The sequence below is a fragment of the Pseudoalteromonas piratica genome, assembly GCF_000788395.1.
Taxonomy (GTDB): Bacteria; Pseudomonadota; Gammaproteobacteria; order Enterobacterales; family Alteromonadaceae; genus Pseudoalteromonas; species Pseudoalteromonas piratica.
The window spans coordinates 2,677,733-2,698,956 of sequence record NZ_CP009888.1; the positions used below are offsets into that span (position 1 = coordinate 2,677,733).

The 21,224-nt window shown below is 41.5% G+C and carries 13 protein-coding genes; 1 reads left to right on the top strand and 12 read right to left on the bottom strand.

What is annotated here, in order from left to right; translation table 11 throughout:
- The first annotated feature begins 41 nt into the window (after window positions 1-41).
- Window positions 42-2,168: a S8 family peptidase gene (locus OM33_RS12480; RefSeq protein ID WP_038642146.1), complete on the top strand. Its 2,127-nt coding sequence runs from the start codon at window positions 42-44 to the stop codon at window positions 2,166-2,168.
- A 69-nt stretch (window positions 2,169-2,237) separates the two neighbouring features.
- Here the strand turns inward: OM33_RS12480 and rimO are convergent, their stop codons facing one another.
- From rimO to OM33_RS12540, 12 genes are all read right to left on the bottom strand, one after another.
- Window positions 2,238-3,650, bottom strand: a complete 1,413-nt coding sequence (rimO, locus tag OM33_RS12485) for a 30S ribosomal protein S12 methylthiotransferase RimO (protein ID WP_038642147.1) — start codon at window positions 3,648-3,650, stop codon at window positions 2,238-2,240.
- A gap of 135 nt (window positions 3,651-3,785) precedes the next feature.
- Window positions 3,786-7,910: a hybrid sensor histidine kinase/response regulator gene (locus OM33_RS12490; RefSeq protein WP_081991078.1), complete on the bottom strand. Its 4,125-nt coding sequence runs from the start codon at window positions 7,908-7,910 to the stop codon at window positions 3,786-3,788.
- 157 nt (window positions 7,911-8,067) lie between these two features.
- Window positions 8,068-8,574, bottom strand: a complete 507-nt coding sequence (locus OM33_RS12495) for a PDZ domain-containing protein (protein WP_038642149.1) — start codon at window positions 8,572-8,574, stop codon at window positions 8,068-8,070.
- A 31-nt stretch (window positions 8,575-8,605) separates the two neighbouring features.
- A complete protein-coding gene (locus OM33_RS12500) occupies window positions 8,606-9,583 on the bottom strand; it encodes a PDZ domain-containing protein (protein ID WP_038642151.1) in 978 nt (325 codons plus the stop codon).
- 13 nt (window positions 9,584-9,596) lie between these two features.
- Window positions 9,597-10,160 carry a cupin domain-containing protein gene (locus OM33_RS12505; protein WP_038642153.1) on the bottom strand — a complete coding sequence of 188 codons (564 nt, stop codon included), beginning with the start codon at window positions 10,158-10,160 and terminating at the stop codon, window positions 9,597-9,599.
- Complete coding sequence (locus tag OM33_RS12510) at window positions 10,147-10,710, bottom strand: RNA polymerase sigma factor (protein WP_081991079.1); 564 nt, start codon at window positions 10,708-10,710, stop codon at window positions 10,147-10,149. The genes OM33_RS12505 and OM33_RS12510 overlap by 14 nt, the downstream gene beginning before the upstream one ends.
- A gap of 220 nt (window positions 10,711-10,930) precedes the next feature.
- Entirely contained in the window at window positions 10,931-13,540 is a 2,610-nt protein-coding gene (locus tag OM33_RS12515; protein ID WP_038642155.1) for a glycosyl hydrolase family 18 protein, read from the bottom strand.
- Window positions 13,541-13,613: 73 nt separating this feature from the next.
- Window positions 13,614-15,191, bottom strand: coding sequence for a lytic polysaccharide monooxygenase (locus OM33_RS12520; protein ID WP_038642157.1), 1,578 nt, complete (start codon window positions 15,189-15,191; stop codon window positions 13,614-13,616).
- A 44-nt stretch (window positions 15,192-15,235) separates the two neighbouring features.
- Window positions 15,236-18,394 (bottom strand): glycosyl hydrolase family 18 protein, encoded by a 3,159-nt coding sequence (locus OM33_RS12525; RefSeq protein WP_038642159.1) that lies wholly within the window; start codon window positions 18,392-18,394, stop codon window positions 15,236-15,238.
- Between the two features lie 580 nt (window positions 18,395-18,974).
- On the bottom strand, window positions 18,975-19,601 hold the full coding sequence (locus OM33_RS22060; protein ID WP_052140998.1) for a hypothetical protein: 627 nt from the start codon (window positions 19,599-19,601) through the stop codon (window positions 18,975-18,977).
- A complete protein-coding gene (locus tag OM33_RS22065) occupies window positions 19,591-20,391 on the bottom strand; it encodes a hypothetical protein (protein ID WP_052140999.1) in 801 nt (266 codons plus the stop codon). Before OM33_RS22065 ends, OM33_RS22060 begins: the two co-directional genes overlap by 11 nt.
- Window positions 20,392-20,427: 36 nt before the next feature.
- A complete protein-coding gene (locus OM33_RS12540) occupies window positions 20,428-21,207 on the bottom strand; it encodes a hypothetical protein (protein ID WP_038642161.1) in 780 nt (259 codons plus the stop codon).
- Window positions 21,208-21,224 lie beyond the last annotated feature (17 nt).

The window sequence follows — 21,224 nt, forward strand, 5'->3', positions numbered from 1 at the left end:
GGGCACAAAATAAATACAATAAACTAACTTTAGGGAATACTATGAATAATAATAAATTACTAAAAAAGAGCTTATTAGCTTCGCTAATACCGCTTGCAATCAGTGCAAATGCAAATACGCTTGCTGAGCCTACGCAACTTGCTGAAGTAAAAGCAAAGCTTGCAGGTCAAACACAGCTTTCAACGCAGTTCATCATTAAGTATAAAAACCAAGGCCCTGCGTTATCTGAACTTGGTCCTCAGGCAGACCAACACTCTTTCGTACCTGGTGTGTCTGCGCAATCTTTTGTTTCTAACTTCAAAACAAAACTAAACAAGCAATCGCGCTATGTACGCCCAATGGCACTTGAAGGTCTTCACGTAGTAAAAGTAGATGGCAAATTATCTGCGGAAGAAACACAGCAATACATGGATGAAATGGTTGCCTCAGGTGATATTGAATACATCGAAATCGACCAAATGTTAAAACCATTTGCAACACCAAGCGATCCTCAATATTCAAATCAGTGGCACTACTTTGAATCAGCAGGTGGCTTAAATCTTCCAGGTGCATGGGATAAAGCGACAGGTGCAGGTGTAACGGTTGCAGTACTTGATACAGGTTACCGTCCTCATGCTGATTTAAACGCAAACCTACTACCTGGTTACGACATGATCTCTAACACCTTCGTAGCAAACGATGGTGGTGGCCGTGATAGCGATGCACGTGACCCGGGTGATGCAACAACTAAAGGTGAATGTGGTACAGATAGTTCAGGACAACCAGTTCCGCGTGCAGATCAAAACTCAAGCTGGCACGGCACTCACGTAGCAGGTACTGTAGCGGCTGTTGCAAACAACGGCGAAGGTGTTGTTGGTGTTGCATATGGCGCAAAAGTTGTACCAGTGCGTGTACTTGGTAAATGTGGTGGTTTAACATCAGATATCGCTGACGGCATTATTTGGGCATCGGGTGGTTCGGTGTCTGGTACAACTGCAAATGCTAACCCTGCGTCTGTAATTAATATGAGCTTAGGTGGTTCAGGTGCATGTAGCGCTACGACACAAGCAGCAATTAATACAGCACGTTCAAATGGCGCAGTGGTTGTGATTGCAGCAGGTAACGATAATGACAACTCTGCGAACTATAACCCAGGTAACTGTTCAGGCGTAGTAAACGTAGCGTCTGTAGGTCGTAACGGTGGTCGTGCATACTACTCAAACTACGGTGCTAACATTGATGTTGCAGCGCCAGGTGGTGCTCAGAGCTTTGCTAACGACCCTGAAGGTGTACTATCAACTTACAACTCTGGTACAACAGGTCCTGCAAGCGACAGCTATAGCTACTCTCAAGGTACATCAATGGCTGCTCCGCACGTTGCAGGTGTTGCTGCACTAATTAAGCAAGCTAAGCCTTCAGCTACGCCAGATGAAATTGAACAAATCTTAAAGTCTACGACACGTTCTTTCCCTGCAACATGTACTAACTGTGGTACAGGTATTGTTGACGCACTTGCTGCTGTAAATGAAGCATCAGGCGGTACAACACCTCCTACAGGTGGTAACGTTCTTGAAAATGGCGTTGCTAAAACAGGTCTATCAGGCGCTAAAAATGCGCAATCATTCTTCACTATGGAAATTCCATCAGGTGCAACGAATGTTACATTTACCTTAGCGGGTGGTTCTGGTGATGCGGATCTGTATGTTCGTTCTGCTAGCAAACCAACAACATCAAGCTATGACTGTCGTTCATGGAGCTCAGGCAACGGCGAAACATGTTCGATTGATAACCCAACTGCGGGTACTTACCACGTAATGTTAAACGCTTACAGTGCATTCTCTGGTGCATCACTAACAGGTAATATTACCACTTCAGGTGGTGCGACTGGTGGTGGCGGTTCTGTTGATAACGTATCTGCAAATCGTGGCTCATGGGCTCGCTACACGCTTGACGTACCAGCAGGCATGTCTTCGTTTACTGTAACACTTTCAGGCGGTTCTGGTGATGCGGATCTTTACATTCGTAACGGTAGCCAGCCTTCAACGTCAAGCTATGATTGTCGTTCTTGGAACAATGGTAACAGCGAAACGTGTACTATCAACAATCCTTCAGCAGGCACATGGCACATTGGTGCATATGCTTACAGCACATTCTCAGGTGTAACTGTTGATGCTAAGTACAAGCCTTAATTAGACCCTCTCTGAAGATAACAAAAAGGCCGCGGATGCGGCCTTTTTTCTATCGCTTTTTTGTTGTTTTTAGCGAACAACATCACCCCACAGGTCATATTCGTCTGAATGTTTGATTTCAACATTCACAACATCGCCCGCTTTAACATTAAATTCTTCGTTTAAGTAAACCACACCATCAATTTCTGGTGCATCAGCATAAGTGCGGCCAATCGCTCCTTCTTCATCTACTTCGTCGATGAGCACCTGCATAGTTTGACCAACGCGTTTTGCAAGACGCGCTTTACTGATTGCCTGCTGTTTAATCATAAAGCGTTCAAAACGATCTTGCTTTACATCTTCAGGTACTTGGCCGTCAATTTCATTAGCTTTTGCGCCTTCAACCGGTGAATATTTAAAACAACCCACGCGGTCAAGTTGTGCTTCTTCAAGCCAATCTAACAAAATTTGGAAATCTTCTTCTGTTTCACCTGGGAAACCAACAATAAAGGTTGAGCGGATCACCAATTCTGGGCACAATTCACGCCATTTTTTAATACGATCTAATGTACGCTCAGCCTGACCAGGACGTTTCATCAATTTCAGTACTTTCGGGCTCGCATGCTGAAATGGAATATCAAGGTAAGGTAAAAGCTTACCTTCAGCCATCAATGGGATTACATTGTCCACATGCGGATACGGGTAAACGTAATGTAGACGCACCCAAATACCTAGTTTGTTTAACGCCTGACACAGATTCAGCATATCGCTTTTCACTGGCATGCCATTCCAAAAGCCGGTCTTGTGTTTCACATCCACGCCATAGGCACTGGTATCTTGGCTAATAACCAATAATTCTTTCACGCCGGCTTGTTTCAAACGCTCGGCTTCAGACAGTACATCGCCAATTGGGCGCGAGTCTAAATCACCACGCATTGATGGGATGATGCAGAAGGTACAGCGGTGATTACAGCCTTCCGATATTTTTAAATACGCATAGTGTTTTGGTGTGAGCTTTACACTTTGGTCAGGAATTAAACTGGTGAACGGGTTTGCTTTTGGTTTTGCTGTGTACTCGTGCACATGCTCCATTACATTTTCGTAAGAATGCGGGCCTGTAATGCCTAAAACATTTGGGTGTACTTCACGAATTTCATCTTCGCGCGCGCCTAAACACCCAGTTACAATCACTTTGCCATTTTCTTTGAGCGCTTCACCAATGGTATCAAGCGATTCTTGCACTGCACTATCGATAAAACCACACGTATTGACAATTACCACGTCTGAATCATGGTAGCTATTTACCACTTCATAACCTTCGGTGCGAAGCTGAGTAAGAATACGCTCAGAATCAACTAAGTTCTTAGGACAGCCCAAAGAGACGAAACCGACTTTAGAGCCTTTATCAGCTGATTGCGATGGCGAATTTTCTTGTGCCGCAATGGTCTTTTTAGCCGTTTCTAATGTCGTTGTTTTATTTGGATCAAATTGTTCGACTGTCATAATGCCCCTAGTCAGTAAACACGAAATTTAAGGGCGGCGATTATAACCCAAAAGGTGGAAGGAGTGAATTTTGTAATGCGTTATGGCGAGGAATAAACGCTGAAAGTAAACGGTAGTAATTTAATTCATATTTTTTCACGTTAGCCATCGCTTCAACTTGCTATAAACAACGTCTTTTTCTATTGGCTTTGTCATATAGTCATCCATGCCCGCTTCAAGGCACTTTTGTTTGTCGCCCTGCATGGCATTGGCAGTCATCGCGATGATGGGGATGTGCTTGGCGAGCTCTCCTGCTTCGCCTGCTTTAATGCGTGATGATGTTTCATAGCCATCCATTTCAGGCATTTGGCAGTCCATTATTATCACTGCATAAAGATTTTTATCTGTCATTGCTTGTAATGACGTAAGGGCATCGTGGCCATTTGATGCAACATCAGCACTGACTCCTAGACCTTTTAACACATTCAACGCAACAATTTGATTCACTGGGTTGTCTTCAACTAACAATATATGCGTGCCGCTAAAGTGTTGCTGCGATAATTCGTTTTTGTCAGGCTCTTGGCTCTGCTTATTTTCCTCTGGTAACTGTTTCTGTGTTCTCATTAAGCTTGTTATGGCAGCATGTAAACGTGTGGGTGTTACCGGTTTAAATAAGTGAAGATTGATGCCCAGTTGTTGATAGTCCTGATGTTCAAGCGTTTCACTGAAAGGCACTAATAAAACGACTTTCGTTTGTAAACGTTTTAAGTGTTGTTTGGTATGCTCATCCAACCCATTAAATAAGGCGCGATCGATAATAAAGATCTCTAACTCTAATGTAGGTGCATTAAATTTATTAGTAATTTGGTTAATGTTTTGGCACACATCCACCTTTGCAGATAAACGCATTAACTGCGCTTTTAATACCTCACAATTATCCACATTGCTGTCAGCCAACAGTATCTTTAATGAAGAAAATTTAGCTACGTCTTTTGGTGTTACAGGCACATTTACCTTTTTAACCAAACAGGTAATTGTAAAGCAACTGCCTTTACCCAGTTCACTGCTAACAACTACATCCCCGTGAAGTAAATTGCATAACCTACGCGTTATGCTCAAACCAAGTCCTGTGCCACCATATTTTCGTGTCGTTGATGCATCCCCTTGGCTAAATGCATCAAATAAGCTTGCTTGTTTATCTTTTGAAATACCAATGCCTGTATCAATAATCTCGCAACTAAACTGAAGAAAATCAGAGCGAGTGCTCTTTTCAAGTTGCGCGCGAATTAACACTTGCCCAGCGTCAGTAAATTTAACCGCATTACTTAAAATATTAGTGAGAATTTGACGAATACGACCAGGATCAGAATTCACATGAGTCAAATAAAGCCCATTTAAATCTAAAATAATATCCACATTTTTCTGCTCAGCATCTAATGCAGCGGCCTCGGCAAGCTTTTCAATCACATCTTGCAGATCAAAATCGATGTACTCTAGTTCAAGGCGATCCGCCTCGATTTTTGAAAAGTCCAGAATATCATTAATCAATGTCAAAAGAGATTTAGCACTGGAGCTGGCAATATCCACCCGATGCGTCTGTTCAGTTGTCAGTTCACTGTCTTTTAGTAATTGCAGCATGCCAAGCACACCGTTCATAGGTGTACGAATTTCATGACTCATATTCGCTAAAAATTCTGATTTTAATTTTGTGGCGGCTTCTGCTTTTTGTAACGCTTCTTTTAGTTCATTGGCTTGTTGAGCAAGTGATGCTGTTTTTTCAGCAACTTGTTCTTCAAGTGCGGTTACAAATTGTTTTTGTCTCGTGATTTCATTTTGTTGTAAGCGTGTTCTCAAATAAATAACTAAGAAAATCAAAGCTAAAATGATGATGGAGTAAGTGGTATAAGCCCACCAGCTTTTAAAGGGTGATGGCGAGACATGGAGGTTGATTGATAATTCATTTTCATTCCACTTTCCCGAGCTGTTAGTGGCCCTAACACGCAATGTGTAGTCTCCACCATCTAGGTTAGTGAATGCAGCTGAATTACTATTGCCAAGTTCAATCCAATTATCGTCATACCCTTCTAATTTATACGCATATTGGTTTTTATTTGGCGCGCTAAAATCAAGCACAGAGAATTCAAATGAGACAAAATAATCTTGGTAGGATAAGTCGATATCGGTGACATACGAATATGGTGTTGCAAGCTTTTGACGCTCCCCCATTTTACTAAAGCCTGTAAGCACTATATTCGGCGATTTAGTTTGTTTATCTTCCAGATCAGTGTTGAAGTATTCGACCCCACGTTGGCTACTGGTAAATAAAGTATCGTTTGCCCCAACGACTAAACTATTGGCATAGTAGTTAGAGCCTAAAATGCCTTCTCGCCCATCGTAATTAGTCACCTCACCCGTGTGAGGATTGAGCTTAGAAATACCTTTATTGGTTGTGAGCCATAAATTGCCATTTTCATCATCAACAACCGCTCGGATCAGTGACGTAGGCAAGCCATTTAATTCACTAAAGTGTTCAAACTGTTGGGTGTGTGGCAAATAACGGTTTAATCCTTTTTGTGTGGCTATCCAAATATCGCCATTTTTTGCTTGGTAAATATCTTGTACGATACTGCCCAGTAAACTAGTGTCGTCATTGTCTTCCATTTTAAACACACGAAAACGTTGTTCTTTAGGAAGCCAAAGGCTTATACCAGCCCCCGTACCTACCCACATATTGTGTTCGTTATCGTAAAAAAGTTTTAAAACTTCCGGATGAGATAATCCGTGTTGATTATTCAAATGCTCGAATGTTTGTGTCTTTGTATTGTAAAGATAAACGCCATTTTTATAGGTACCAATCCAAAGGTTCCCCTTATTGTCAAAAGCAAGGGAACGTAATTCACGAAACTCCTGATAGTTTTCTGCCGTTTTAGGATAATGGATGATTTCAACCTGTTTGCTCACAAGGTTAATTTTTGCTAGCCCCTGATCTTGCGCTAGCCAAAGTGTTTCGGGGTCTTGTTTCAGCAAAATAGGCTTTTCAACAGCACCACTATTTATAAGGCCGTTTTCTTTTGTAAAGATCGGTTCGAAAAGGCTTTCTAACATTTGTGCACGAACATGCCATTTAAATAACGCAGAAGAAGAGGAAGCAATCACTATGTCGCCATTTTCATCGACTAAAAACCCATTAGGCGAAGCCAGTTTAGGGCTATTAATCGATTTAAACTTACGCTGTGGTGTTAATTTAAAAATGCCATGCACTTCGTTAGTAATCCAAATCACCCCATACGAATCTTCAAAAATAATGCGAAAGCCATTGCTGTAGCCTAAATTGAGCTTCTCCAACGACTCGATACTATTATCATATCGATAAATACCAGACGCTGTAACGAACCAAATGTAACCTTCGCGGTCTTCAATCATCGAATTAACTTGACCAAGTGGTTGTTTTTCAGCGCTTAATATTGGAGTAAATATCCCTGTATTCGCCTCGAAAATAAACGGACCTTGTTGGGTTGCAACATAAAAGGTGTTTTTCTTAGAGATTAAAATACTTCTTATCTCATTTGCATCTGTTGGGGTTTTATTGGCAGGATCTGGATAAAAGTGCGAAAACGCTTTGGTATTTTTATTAAATCGGTTCAAACCATAGCTCGTTGCGACCCACAAGTGTGCATCGTCTGCGTCCGCAATATCCCAAATGCGATTATGCGATAAACTTGTATCGCCGCCGTCTGTTTTAATGATGGATTCAAACTGGTTATTCCCTAAGTATTGATTAAGTCCTTTATCGTAGGTACCAAGCCAAATCGTGCCTGTTTGATCATGCAGTAGCGATTGAATACGATTTGATGAAATTGAGTTGGGTTCTGAATCACTGTGGATAAAATTTTCAAAACGACCCGTTTTGGGATTATATAAATTTGCGCCCCCACCCCATGTACCTATCCAAATATTGCCTTGCTGATCGAGCATTAAATTACCGGCATCGTTGTGTGATAAACCGTTCTCACTCATTTTATCAAATTCAAATAACACGACTTTTCGACCATCAAATCGCATCACGCCATTTTCAGCGGTACCAAACCACAAAAAGCCTTGTGTGTCTTGAATAATGGAATAAATTTCAGAGGAAACAAAACCGTCTTCTGCAGTTAATTTTTTAACAGAATATTCGTTAATCAGTGAGGAAGTTTGGCCACTCGAAAAGGCATTATTTGCAACGAACGCAAATAATGTAAAAGTCAGCCAGTAGATTATTAACCTGATGGTTTTTCCCATTTAAATATCGAATATATTCAGTTCCTTATATCAATAATAGTCGCTAAATATTAATCTTGTAGGTCATGAACATGTTAATTTAAAAATTATTGAATTAATTCTGCGTAAAATATAAAAAGGCAGCGGTAGCTGCCTTTTTATAATGAAATAACTAATTCTAACCACCAACTTGAATTTTAATTTGCGGCAACTTAACACCAGGTACTATCGTATTCGCTGTTTTCAAATTTCCATTGGATAAATACTCTAGGTTGATTGGCTCGCCAACTTCAAATTGCAATAAATCATTAGGTTTTTTTGCACTTGCAACTGCAACACCATTAACGCTTGTAATAACATCGCCGCGTTTCAAACCAAGGTCAGCCCCCATACCCAGTTTAGAAATTGACACTACTTCAAAACCAGCTGCTTTTTTACTGGGTTTAACTAGCATGCCTAAATCGGCATAGCTTTTTGCTGGTATGGTACGGGTTAAACCTAAAGATGACACACCGTTGTTATGTGCTTCAATTAATTGAACTGCAATTAACGTATCTATAACCTCTTCTTTCAGTTGTTTAGTAACTAGTTGTGAAGCCACAAAATGATTGGACTCTGCCGCCACAAATTGACTTGAACAGGCAAACAGCGCTAATAAAAAAACCTTTTTAGTAAATAACTTCATGTTTATCCTCACTTAATCCGTTCACTATTTGCTAATTACAATCCATTGGTTCAGTTTTCCACACGAGTGGAAACCAAGTATCTCGTGTTCGTAAATGGCTGCTTTGGAGCGCTAATTTGCCAACAATAAAATAACGTGTATTAGGCTCAAGCTTCATGGTCATCGGAATATCCTCTTCATTACCATTCCACAGATCATTATTAAGGCGAAAAGCAATCTGTTGCTGCTCAGCACTGTTGAAAGTTCGTCTGCGGATATTTTTATTGATTCCTGAACTTCGAACAGGCGTACCATTTATTTTGGCAAAGTCTAATGCCTGTAAGGTGCCTAACCCTTTAGGCACTTTTGTAATGTCTAGCACAACAGCGCTACACCCAGCGCTTTCAGTATGTGATTGATTCTCAAATATTTCATCGCCAACACTAATTGTGATACTGGGTATTGAGATTGCAGGTAACACCAAAGACACTTTACGCGCTTCCCCATTACTCAATAATGTTAAAGAAAGCGATTTTTCAGGTGTGATATCCCAAAGTGTATTGATATCGTCAAATTGACTTGAGTGGGTAAATATCTCTGCTGAGCGTTTCCGGTTTTTTGGCTGAATATTCCACAGTGACGTAAAGTCCCACTCTTCTTTAAGGCGCTGAATTGAAACACGATTGATATGCGTAATAATATCGCCAACCTGCAAGGCTTGCTCTGCTGCTACACTGCCTTCAATTACCTTAAGCACTTTAAAGCCAGTTGGCTCACTCATAAAATCAAGTTCAACCCCTAAATCCGCGTAACGTTTGGCAGGAATTGTGAAACTATAATTGGCATTGTCTAATGCATCGGATTTAACACTTTTTGCTAAAGACAAAAACGTCGCAGAAATATCATTTTCAAGCTGAGTTAACAGTTGTTCTGATTGTTCAGTAAGCGAATAAGTATTTGAACTTGCAAACGCATTTTGTTGCCATGCCATTGCTGCCATACTTAATAATAAATATCCGTACTTTTTCATTTTAACGCCTTCCTTATATCTGATTATTTACAGAAAACTGTTCAATTTCTTTCAGCAATGCTTGCCTTGTTTGCCATAACTGGAGAATTTGCTGCTCACTTTGATTTTCAAGATATGCCTGCTGCAATTTGTTATCGAGCTGGTTAATAAGGTAATCAATTTTTGCTAGCTGAATATCGTATGCAGTTTCACTTGAACGCATATTTTCGAGCTGCAAATATAATTGTTCGTTTTGGGCAATAACGTTTTCTAATTCAAATTGCGTTTTACTCAGCGAACTATGAAGTACATATTGATAACCTGCTAACACCATAAAACCTAGGCATGCTGCAACGCGAGCGCCTATCTTCCAATTTAAAAATATTGGGGATTTAGCGTCTTCAACTACTTCATTTTGTTTCAACGTTTTCTGTATTCTTTGCCAACTTAATTCAGACGGTGCAAGCTCAGGTAAAGCATTCAACTGTGCATTCACTTTTTGTAAGTTGTCTAAGCGGGATTGGCATTCTGTACATTGTTGTAAATGGGCCAATTGCCCCTCGCTGGGTGCTAATAATGCGAGATCATTTAAGTGCATAATGTCTCTCCTGTGACTTAATTTCATTATGAATAGTGCGAAAGGCTCTTAATAAGGTCATTTTCGAAAAGCTCTCAGTTTTACCCAACATTTCTGCTATTTCGTTGTGGGTATATCCTTCTACTTGATGCAGTATCAACACGGTTCTTGCAAGTTCACTTAACAAACTGAGGTAATACTCAATTTCGTTGGTATTAATTACCCACTCACAATTAAAAATACTGTTTTCAAAACCGGTATCTAAATCGTCTTCAAGATCCATTACTTGATTAAATTTTGATTTATTAAAGTTAATCGCCTCATTTACGACAATTTTTCTTATCCAACCGGCAAAATTGCCAGCAAACGCATAATTCGCAATGTTTTTAAACACTTTAATAAAGGCTTCTTGCGTAATATCTTCAGCGCTAATGCGGTTGTAACAAATGCGAAATGCCAAGGTGTAAGTTGCATTACAGTAAGTGCGATAAATTTGTTCCATAGCAAATTGATCACCCGCTTGCGCTTGCTTAATCACTTCCATTTGTAGTTGCGTATTGAATCCAGTCATTTTTCTTTTTATTTATGAGTGCTATCTATAAAGACAAAACAAAGATGTAAAACGTCACAGATTTTTTAATTTAACATTAAATAAAAAGTGAAGTGGGATAATTTGTGAAAACTTAATTTAAAAAAGCAAATAACAACAAGTAGTTACTAAAACTTCGATTGCGGCAATTGAAGGCAATAAAAAAGGCAGCCTAAGCTGCCTTTTTACTCATTTTGAAAATTTATTTTGCCCAAACAGCTGCAACACCTGGCTCTTCGCCTTTAGTCCACCATTTAGCTGTGTATGTTTCGTTGTTGTGAGTTACCTTGTCACCTGCGTTGTAAACAAGATCAGCACGCCACGCACGAACTTGACCATCATTTGGGATCACTTCTTCCCACGGGCCGCCAAGATCTGGGCGGTCACCTTGTGTCCACCACTTCGCTTTGTATTCAACACCGTTGTAAAGCACAGTATCGCCACCTGTGTAGATTGCATCGGCATTCCAAGTTGTAGTGCCACCCGCATCAACATTTGTAACTGTTACCGTAAAGCTTTCTGTAACGTCATCAGTACCATCCGACACAGTAACAGACACTGTGTAGTTGGTATCTGCTGTTACTTCACCCGCAGTAAGTGATGCATTTGCGCCACTGCCTGAAAGTGTTAAACCAGTTGGTACATTCCAGCTATAGCTCAGTGTATCGCCGTCAGCATCGCTTGCCGACACGCTTACCGCTACCGATTTACCTTCTTCCACGGTTACGTTAGCGATTGGCGAAACCACAGGCGGTTCATTAATCACGACAACATCTGAAACCACACGAATAATCGCTGATTTAGTCACTGTGTCAGTACCGTCTGATACAGCAACGGTTACTGTGTAATCAGTATCTTGCGTTACCGTTGGTGCAGCAATTGATACTGTATCTGTATTAACACCAGAAAGTGTTAAGGCTGCATCACCTGTCCAGCTGTACGTTAGTGGGTCGTTATCGCGGTCACTTGCCGTTGCTGAAAGTACAACACTTTCACCTGATTTAACTGTCGTTACACCTGGTACTGATACCACAGGTTTAGTATTGCCACCTACAACGCCTAAGCCTTCGTGCATTGCATTTAAAATATCGCCGTTATCTGCGTCAATTTCCCACGCAAATAAACCTGCAAGGCCTAAATTACGTGCATATTGGCCTTTTGCTTTTACTGAGCGCGGGCTATCGTAAGTAATTAATTTACCTGTTGATTTATTCCAAACATAAGCGCCTTCAGCCACTTCATCGTAGCCAACTTCAAAACCGTTGATACCAGTTTCAGCCGCGCCAATCATATGGGCTTTAATGCCTTTATAATCAATTACACCTGCTTCCCACACACCTTGTGCTGAAGTACCAGTTAGCTTGCCGTTACCCGGTGCAGTCATTGGGTTAGTGCCATCGCTTGCGTTTGCTGGGTATACACCTTCCCAACCACGGCCATACATAGCTGTACCCAGTACAATTTTGCCTGGCTCTACACCTTGTTGCAGTAACAACTGAATGCCGTTATCTGCGGTGTAAGCTGGGCCTTTGCGCGGCTCGCCTTTATCATCAAGGCCTGTGCCATCACACTCACCAACACTCATATGACTGCCACAATAAAGCGCAGTTTGGTGACCTGTTACATTGTTCCAACCACCATAGAAATCGTAAGTCATGGCAAAGATGTAATCCATATACTGCGCCGCTTGCGGGTAGTTTACGTCTTCAATTTTGTCATAGCCCATGCCGATTGCTGAGGTTAACTGGTACGGTTTACCCACTTCAGCTTCTAGCTCATCAAGCATGGCGCGCAGCTCTTTCATCAAATCAATGTAAGCTTGGCCATCTTTTGCTGGGTCGCCTAAGTTTGGATTAGGGCCGCCACCACCTGGGAATTCCCAGTCAATATCCACACCATCGTAGAATTTCCATGTTTTTAAGAACTCTTTCATCGACGCCACAAACACATCGCGGTTTGCTTTTTCTGTGAAGGCATGGAATGGGTCAGACAATGTCCAGCCACCTACCGACGGTAAGATTTTTAAATCTGGGTAACGCTGTTTAAGCGCCATTAATTGCGAATAGGTCCCACGAATTGGATCTTTTGCATCAACACCTGGCAGTGACTTTTGAATTGCCGCCCATGGGTCGTGAATAACTACTTCATAATCTTGTGAATCTGCACAGGCTTTTTGTAACGCACGCCAGCTATTGCCGTTTTCAATTTCTTTCAGTGACTCGTTCGCGCCACAAATTGGAATGAAGCCATACAAGATATGCGTTAAGTTTTGGCCTGGCACTTTGGTTACATCAAAGTCACGGCCGTAAATGCCCCACTCTACAAAATACGCGCCGACTACTGTATCTGGCGATGTGCCGTAGTTGCCGTTATTTGGATCAACATTCATTGGTAATGGATCTAAGTGACCACCGTCTGTGTCTGCAATCACAATTGCTTTTGGTGCGCTTGCAGCACAGGTAGTGCCTTCACATAACTCTACTGTCATTTGATGACGACCCGATTTAGTGTAAGGGAAAGTAATAGTGCCCGACTTAGTACCCGCAGGCAGACTGCCTTCGTTTACGACAACACCATCAAATTTAACTTTGTAGCCATCACCACCATCACCGCTCCACGAATTCCATTTAATCGCAATATCAACCACATCTTTGCGGGTAACAAGCGACTTGTATGAGCCTTGTCCGTCAATATTGACATCAACAAACGAATATTTTTGATCTTCCCAGCTAATGCTAGGGGCTGAAGGTGCCGCAAATGCTTGTCCTGAACAAAGCGCAGCTGCGACTGCTAGAGATAACTTTTTAATCATAATTTAACTCTCTTAAATTTTAAAAAACCGCAACGACCGAAACCAAGCCGCCGTTGCGGCAAGGGGTAACGGGTTAAAGTTGTTGCCACACGGATGCTGTGCCCGGCTCTTCGCCTTGCGTCCACCAACGTGCTTGGTATTTTTGACTGTTGTGAGTTACGGTATCGCCTGCCGAATAAGCCTTACCAACTTGCCAAGCATCACCTTGAGAGGGTGTTTCTAGCTCCCATGCGTTGCTGGTATCGGGTGTTTCACCTTTTACCCACCATTTGGCTTTATAAATCTTGCCTTGGTAGCTTGCTTTTTCACCTGCGTTATAGGCTTTGTTAGCATCCCATGCCGGCACATCAGGGTTAACAACCACATCGTTTACCGTCACAGTAAAGCTTGCTGGCGTTGATAACTTGCCATCAGACACTGTTACATTTACGGTAAAGTTTTTGGCTGCCGTTACGCTTGGCGCTACCAGTGTTAAGTTCGGGCCATCCACTGAGTAGGTAAACTCACTTGGCACCGTAAATTGGTACGTAAGTGGGTCGTTTTCATCGTCAAACGCATGCACATGCACAAGCGTTTCAGTGCCTTCGTCCATACTCACAGGTGATACTTGATGTACCTGAGGTGCGGTGTTTTCTGGCGCACTAATAACAGACAGTGCAAAACTGTGGTCACTCGACGTCGCAAACACTTGATTAGACGCTAAATTTGCATCATCAAATACAATTTCGCCCGTGCTGTTTTTAACGCCTACTTGCATTTCGCTGGCGTAATCAAGGTTAAGCTTTTCAGCGAGCTTGCTTTGCCAATTGACTTGGTTTTCAGCAGTTACAGCAAAAAGCTGATTTACAACCTCGTTGCCTGTCGCATCAAACAAACGCACATGTACGCTATCGCCTGCGACTGCGTTTTGCCCTTGGCGTACAAAGTAACCAAGTGCAAACCAATCCGTTGGGGTTACTGTGTCGCGCTCAATCACAATATCGCTACAGTTGTAAAACCCTTCTCCTACCACATCAACACGCTGCCAGCGGCTATAAAGCACGGCATCGCCACTGCGATCAGCTGGAATAGCCACACTCATTTCGTAATAACGTTTGCCATCTGGGTCTTTCACAAACTCAATATTGTCGTGGCTTTGAATAAGCTCAATATTTTGCCAAGTGAGGGTATCGGTTGCTGGGTTAAAGCCTGGCTTGGTTAAATAAAACTGCCAAAAGCTCGGGTTATGTGGCGTTGTGGCACGGTAACGAATTTGAATATCACCATTAGCATTTGGCGTAACCACGGTTTTTTGCCAATGGGGTGACGGTAAATCCATACCGCGTTTTTCTGCACTGCCCGCCGCACATAAAGTGCCATTTGGCACATTGGCTTCAACCGCAGCTTGGTTTAGGTAATCGGGTGTATTGACTGCAAATTCATGCTCTTGAATAAACTGCACATGACCTGATTCTAAAAATGCCGCACGACATGCCAAATTTGGAATATTGCTGCCATCAGCTGGCCACCAATAACCACCTTGCGCTTGGCAAAATGCCTGACGTGCTTTAGGGCTATCCATGTAGCCATGAGCGCTGACATTTAATGATGCCGTTGCACACGCTAAAACCACCGAGCCAGACAAAACACTTAAATTAAATTTAGTATTCATAATGTTCTCCAAACAGTGAGGCGCGTGGCCTCACATAGGTTGGTTTATAACGTACAAGCACGGTCCCAATCGGCAGATGTGCCAGGCTCGGTTGATGTCCACCACTTAGCTTTGTAAACAGCCGAGTTTGCTTTATCAATCATAAGGTCACCACCTGCTGCATGAGATGGGTTACCCGCCCAATCTGTTTGAGGGAAGTTTGGATACACTGGAATATCAGCGACTGCTACGCCTTCACATGTGTCTATATTGCCACCGCCTGTGCCACCACCATTACCTGGCGTTGCATCTGGTAGGTGTGGGTATTCAAATTTAGCGGCGTATTGCTTGCCATCTTTTTCAAATACAAGGTTTACAGGGCCTGTAATTGGCATGTAGTACATCACTTGCGCGTTGACGGTTTCGCCCGGTGCAAACGATTTTGCTTCGCCACCCCACTCATTAACAAATGAGATTGAGAAACGGTGGAACTCGTTTTCAAAGCCGCCAATGTTATTGCCCGCCGCATTTGAGCGATTAACTTCAACTGCCATGCCTAGCTTTTCTTGTGCATTCCAGTTTGATTTGAAAATCGCAGAGGTTGCAACTGGCACATCAAACGATACTTTTGCACCACTCAAATCAATGTTTGAGTTGTTGGTAAAGCTAAAGGTTGGCGAAATTGGGTAGTTGTCATCACCTACAGGGAAGTCTTTCACTACAAAGCTTACGTCAACTGCCTCTGCTGGTAATTGATGCGTTTTTTCACCTTTATTGATGTCGTACTTAGAGCCAGCTTGAGCAAACTTGTTGTACGCAAGCGACGTCATGGTAGAGCCCATAAAGTACTCTTTTTTAACGCTATCGTAATCAAAGTCACCCGCCAGTTCCCAGAACATAATGCCGCCAAGCCCTTTGTTGATAACATAATCAAGCTTAGTGCCCATTGACTCTTCATCTTCAATTGATAGGAAGACTTTTTTGTCTGCATTCCAAAGCCAAGGTGCTACCGCCACTGAATCGTAATGACGAGTGTAAGTACCTACTAGTTTGTCAGTTGGATCGTTTGCAGGGTCTAAACCATAGTCAGCTAAATAACTTGGTAAAATGCCATTTTGTAGGTTTTTAACATGCCATAACGGGTTGCTACCTGCTGGCATTTCGTTGCCGTTTTCGTCAAGGTCATGCCACATGTTGTCGATGCCAACTGCGCCATTACCGCACTTGTTATCGCCAGCACCAGTACCCTTAGCACAATCAGCTTGGTTAGGTAACGCCGCGCGTCCCCATAAACCATTATCACCACCCGATACATCTTTAAAGCCACGAGTATAATACGGCACACCAATGTTGATACGGCCTGCGCTTAAACCACCGCGGAAATACGTAACCGCCCAGTCAGTGTTAAGGTAACCAATCCCTTCAAACTCTTTGGTGCCATACACATTCCACTGCGCAAGCTCTGAATCTAGGCCAGTATCGTAAAGCGCTGCATTATGACCAACGTGGTCGTTCCATGCACCGTGTAAGTCGTAAGACATGATGTTTACGTAATCGAGATACTTAGTTGTTTGGAAGGTTTCCATACCACGCAGTAAATAACCTGATGACGGTGATGCAATGGTAAGCATGTAGTGTTTACCTGCAAGTTCACCTGCTTTATCAAGCTCTTCACGCAGTGTTTTCATTAACACTTGATAAGAGGCATTTAGCCCTGCACGACGTGCATTTGAAATTGGGAAATCATCAGGGTGGCCTGAATCATTCATTGATGATGGGTATTCGTAGTCAATATCAACCCCATCAAAGCCGTATTTTTCAATAAACTCAACGGCGCTTTTGGCAAATGCATTAATGCCTGCCGTATTAACTGAGCCATCAGCGTTGGTTGTCATGGTGTAGAAACCACCACTCGCAACACGGTTGCCGCTTGCGTCAAAGTAACCACCAGTTTCTGCCCAACCACCCACAGAAATTAGCGTTTTAACGTCTGGATACAGTTTTTTGTATTTATTCAGTAAGTTGAAGTGACCTTTGTATGGCAAGCTTGGATCTAGCTCGGCACCTTCAACACCAGGCCATTCCATATTGGTTGCCGCATTGCCTGGAGCATTTGGATCGCCAATTGATACCTTGTTGTTTGCATCAACATGAGCAAACGCGTAGTTAATATGGGTAATTTTATCCCATGGAATATCATCCACTAGGTAAGACGGCTGACCATTAGCGCCATTTCGCCAACTAGTGAAATAACCAATGACTCGACGTGGGTGATCGGCACCCATATCTTCACGGCCATCAGCATCGTAAATGGTACAGTAAGGCGTATTTACACCCGGTGTTTGGTAAAGCCCTTCTGGTTTACAGGCATCGCGATCGTCTGGACCTGTGGTGTTATCAACTACACGTAAGCTCAATACTGCAGCTTGTGACACAGCGTTTTTATCATCGGTTGCCACTAGGCTAAATTGCGTATTGCCTAACGTAGTTGCATTAAACGTATAACTGCCACTTGCGCCAGCAACTTGCAGAACCGAAACACCGTCTTGAAATAGCTCTAGGCTAACAACCGTACCGTCTTGATCGCTACTGGTTAAATTTAAGACAACGCTGTCATTCAAATTGACTGAATTCGAACCCGCATTGCTTGTAATACCTGCCGTTGGCGCATAGTTGTCTGGCACCACTTCTGCCACGCTAATGCTGGTTGCAGCAGACACTGTTTCTGCGCCTTTGTCATCGGTTGCGCGTACGCTAATTTGATGCTGCCCTTTCACTGCTACCCAACTAGTTGAGTAAGGTGCTTGCGTAAGCGTTGCAATAGCAACCCCATCAACTAACACTTCCAGTTTAACCACTGTACCGTCACTGTCTGACGCTTGCGCCTCAATGACAACGCTGTCACCCTCAGTAAAAGAACTACCGCTCATAGGTGATAAAACCTCAGCCAATGGCGCTTGGTTTTGTTGCCCATCGCTACATGCCCCCAAGTTTTTCCACTCTTGATATTGCCCAGAGTGTGTTACAGGATCTGCCTGTGTCCACCACTTTGCTTCATAAGCGGTGTTGGCTTTTTGTACTTGCTGCCCGCCAGTATACGCCACACCCGATTGCCATTCGGCAATGTTGCTACAATCAACCGCTGCTTGGGCTGCCCACCCAGTTACAGCTAACGACAACACACTCATTTTAAATAAGCGCTTGCCCATTGCTTTGTTACTCATACTTCCCCCTAATGGAATTTAGCTAACTGTCTTTCGACCCCATTAGTGATAACACATGATTAACAATTAATGAAATTAGAGCAACAACACCAACCGAAAAGAAAAAACAACAACAAAAAGCATTAAAAACATTAAGTTAAAAGGTTTTAAATACCTTTTTACTAGTACAAGCTCACTAGCACACAAGTATTAAGAACCCCACACAGGTACATATGTTAACAATGAGTAAATTTAATTTATCCCCTTCCAACACCAGTAATGACCTACATATAACTAAATTAAGCAAAGATATGCATTTAAGATCTAGCCTATTTACGAATTTTCACAATTAAGTAATTATTTTGACTAATAAATGTCATAAAACAAGTCAAAAAAGAGGAAGAAAGACGCATTTTAATCACTTCACCTACATTAAAATGCGTATGGAAATACTATTTTTGAAAATAGCGCTGCTAATTTTCAGAGGTTAGCTTAGAAATAATTGCCTTAAGATTGGAGTAAGTAAAATTGATTGACTAAGAATTTAAGCAAATTATTAAAGCACTTTTGGTAGGTGCCTTAATAAAACTCAATACACTTCTTAAACAACAGTGGCTTCTACTTTTTCTTGAACGCGCATTATTAAAGCATTGGTGCTTTCTATTAACTGCTCTAAAGCGCCTTCTTCCATCAAATCTGAAATATTCATCTCAAATTGAGCGCTTACAATAGAGTATTTATCAGAAAGAGTAGGCTCTTGATTTACGCTTTCACCTACACATTTGCGCCAAATATCATGATACCAATATAAATCGAGCTCTTCCGTTGGCGCATATACTCGTACTGAGAGCTTACTTTCTGCTTGCTCTACAGATGTAGCCAAATTAAGTGCATCTGGTTGCTGACCGCGTTGAACTTTACCGTCAAAGCCTGTATCTGAATCCACTTTGATTTCTACCATATAATGGCCGACTTCAACCTGTTTTGACTCACAATCCGTTTTAAAAATAAAGTAACTCGCCATTGCTGGCAACATATCCCACTGCCAGCGCTCTAGAGGGTTTGTGCTTAAATTAGTAGGTCTAGCTGTATAAACAGGCTCCCACACGTAAAAATTCAAATCAAGCGCAGCGCCTAAATCGCGGATATTGCTATGAAGCCTTTGATAAAAAGCAGCAAGTAAACGGTGCGCAGTGCGAACTTGCTCTAATAATGCATTATTGCTCATATGAGTTTTTCCATGATCGTAAATTATTTAATGTATTTTGATTTAAGCTTGAAGTGAACTTAGCTAAGGGCTGCCAATCTTTAAGTGAGCTTTTACTTACTTGCTGTAAGTTATTATGTTGTAAACATAATGGTTTAAAATTATGTGATTTAAATTGTTGCCAATTAAGATTTAACGTATTTACACCATACAAACCTATCGCAGCAATTATATCGTTAATAATACAAGTATCACGTTCATCGCAGCCCTGGCAATCATTCAACAAAAAGCTAGCAACCTGTTGCCAATTAAGAATATTCGCTTGAGTGATAAAGTCAGAAAATTCGCCTTTTAACTTAGTTAATTCATCATTATGAATGGCTTCATTAACCCCACCTAATGCAACAAAATAAAGTTTTTTATTGCTATATAGCGGGTTATTTTTTAACGCTGAAACCTCTCTTTCCCATTGCGCGTAATACTGCCCTCCTCCACTTGGAGGTTTAACTTCGATGAGTACATTAGCGTTTTCAAAACACAGGATTAAATCAGGTTCCACCGAACTTTGGCTATTATTTTCAATAGAAAAACGCGGCCAATATTCAATATTAAGTAAATGACCTAAATCTAAGGGACTCTTCAACAAAAAGGATATAAATTGATTTTGAGTGTGTTGACTCAAATAATTAAAACGTTCAAATACAGTAGCTGTGAGTAAGTCTTCGTATGTTTTAAATACATCACGCCAAGGTAAGCTTTCACCAGCCTGCTCTATACGGCCTGCTTTGTTATTAAGAATTGCGGTTAGCATGTTATTTATAAAATCTGTACAGGTAATTAAAACCTTTTAACGGTAGTTGACTTCCCTTGTAACAATAACATTGTCGTCTTTTGGGATAATTACCAACGAATCATTAGTCATAAGATAAATATTATGTTCAGTCATGGTAATAAGATAACCATCATACTTTTTTCCCCCTTTCATAATCCTGTAGCAGCCCGATTGGCCCCAACCATCATTACAAGTACCATTCGTCTTAAATTCTTCTAACCTTATTTTTGACTGCGCGCTGCTCTTATCATGGACAAATATAGCGCTAATCAATAAACCTGAAAGCAGGAAAAAGAATAATACTGATACTAAATAAGAAGAAGTAGCCATATTAAAAACTTTCGCTTCTCCTTTCTCGCAGATACTAATAAATATTCGTAGTTTTCTTTTAAACCTACTCTGCACCTTTTTTTGGGCAGTCTCTTTTTTAGATTTGAATATATTAACTTTTCTAAAATAACGCCTTATAGATCGATAAAACCCTAACGAAGCAAATAACAAACATAAAGTAATAAAGAACCAGAATGGGTAAACAACAATCTCTACAAAAGAATAGAAAATTTCTCCCCATAATCCTTGCGCTTCAATACTATTTCTTAAAATCAAATCATAATTAATCCCAAATGTGGATAAATAACCTATTTGATACACCCAAAAGAATATTTTAAATGGAACAACTAACAGAAGTGACAAAATTAATGTATTACTGAGAATGAATTTAGTTATTGGGAGCAAAACTCCTGTATTCCTTCTAAATTCATCCATTAAATTGTTGGAAGTCTGATTAAAATCCATTTTGTTTTTCCTGAATA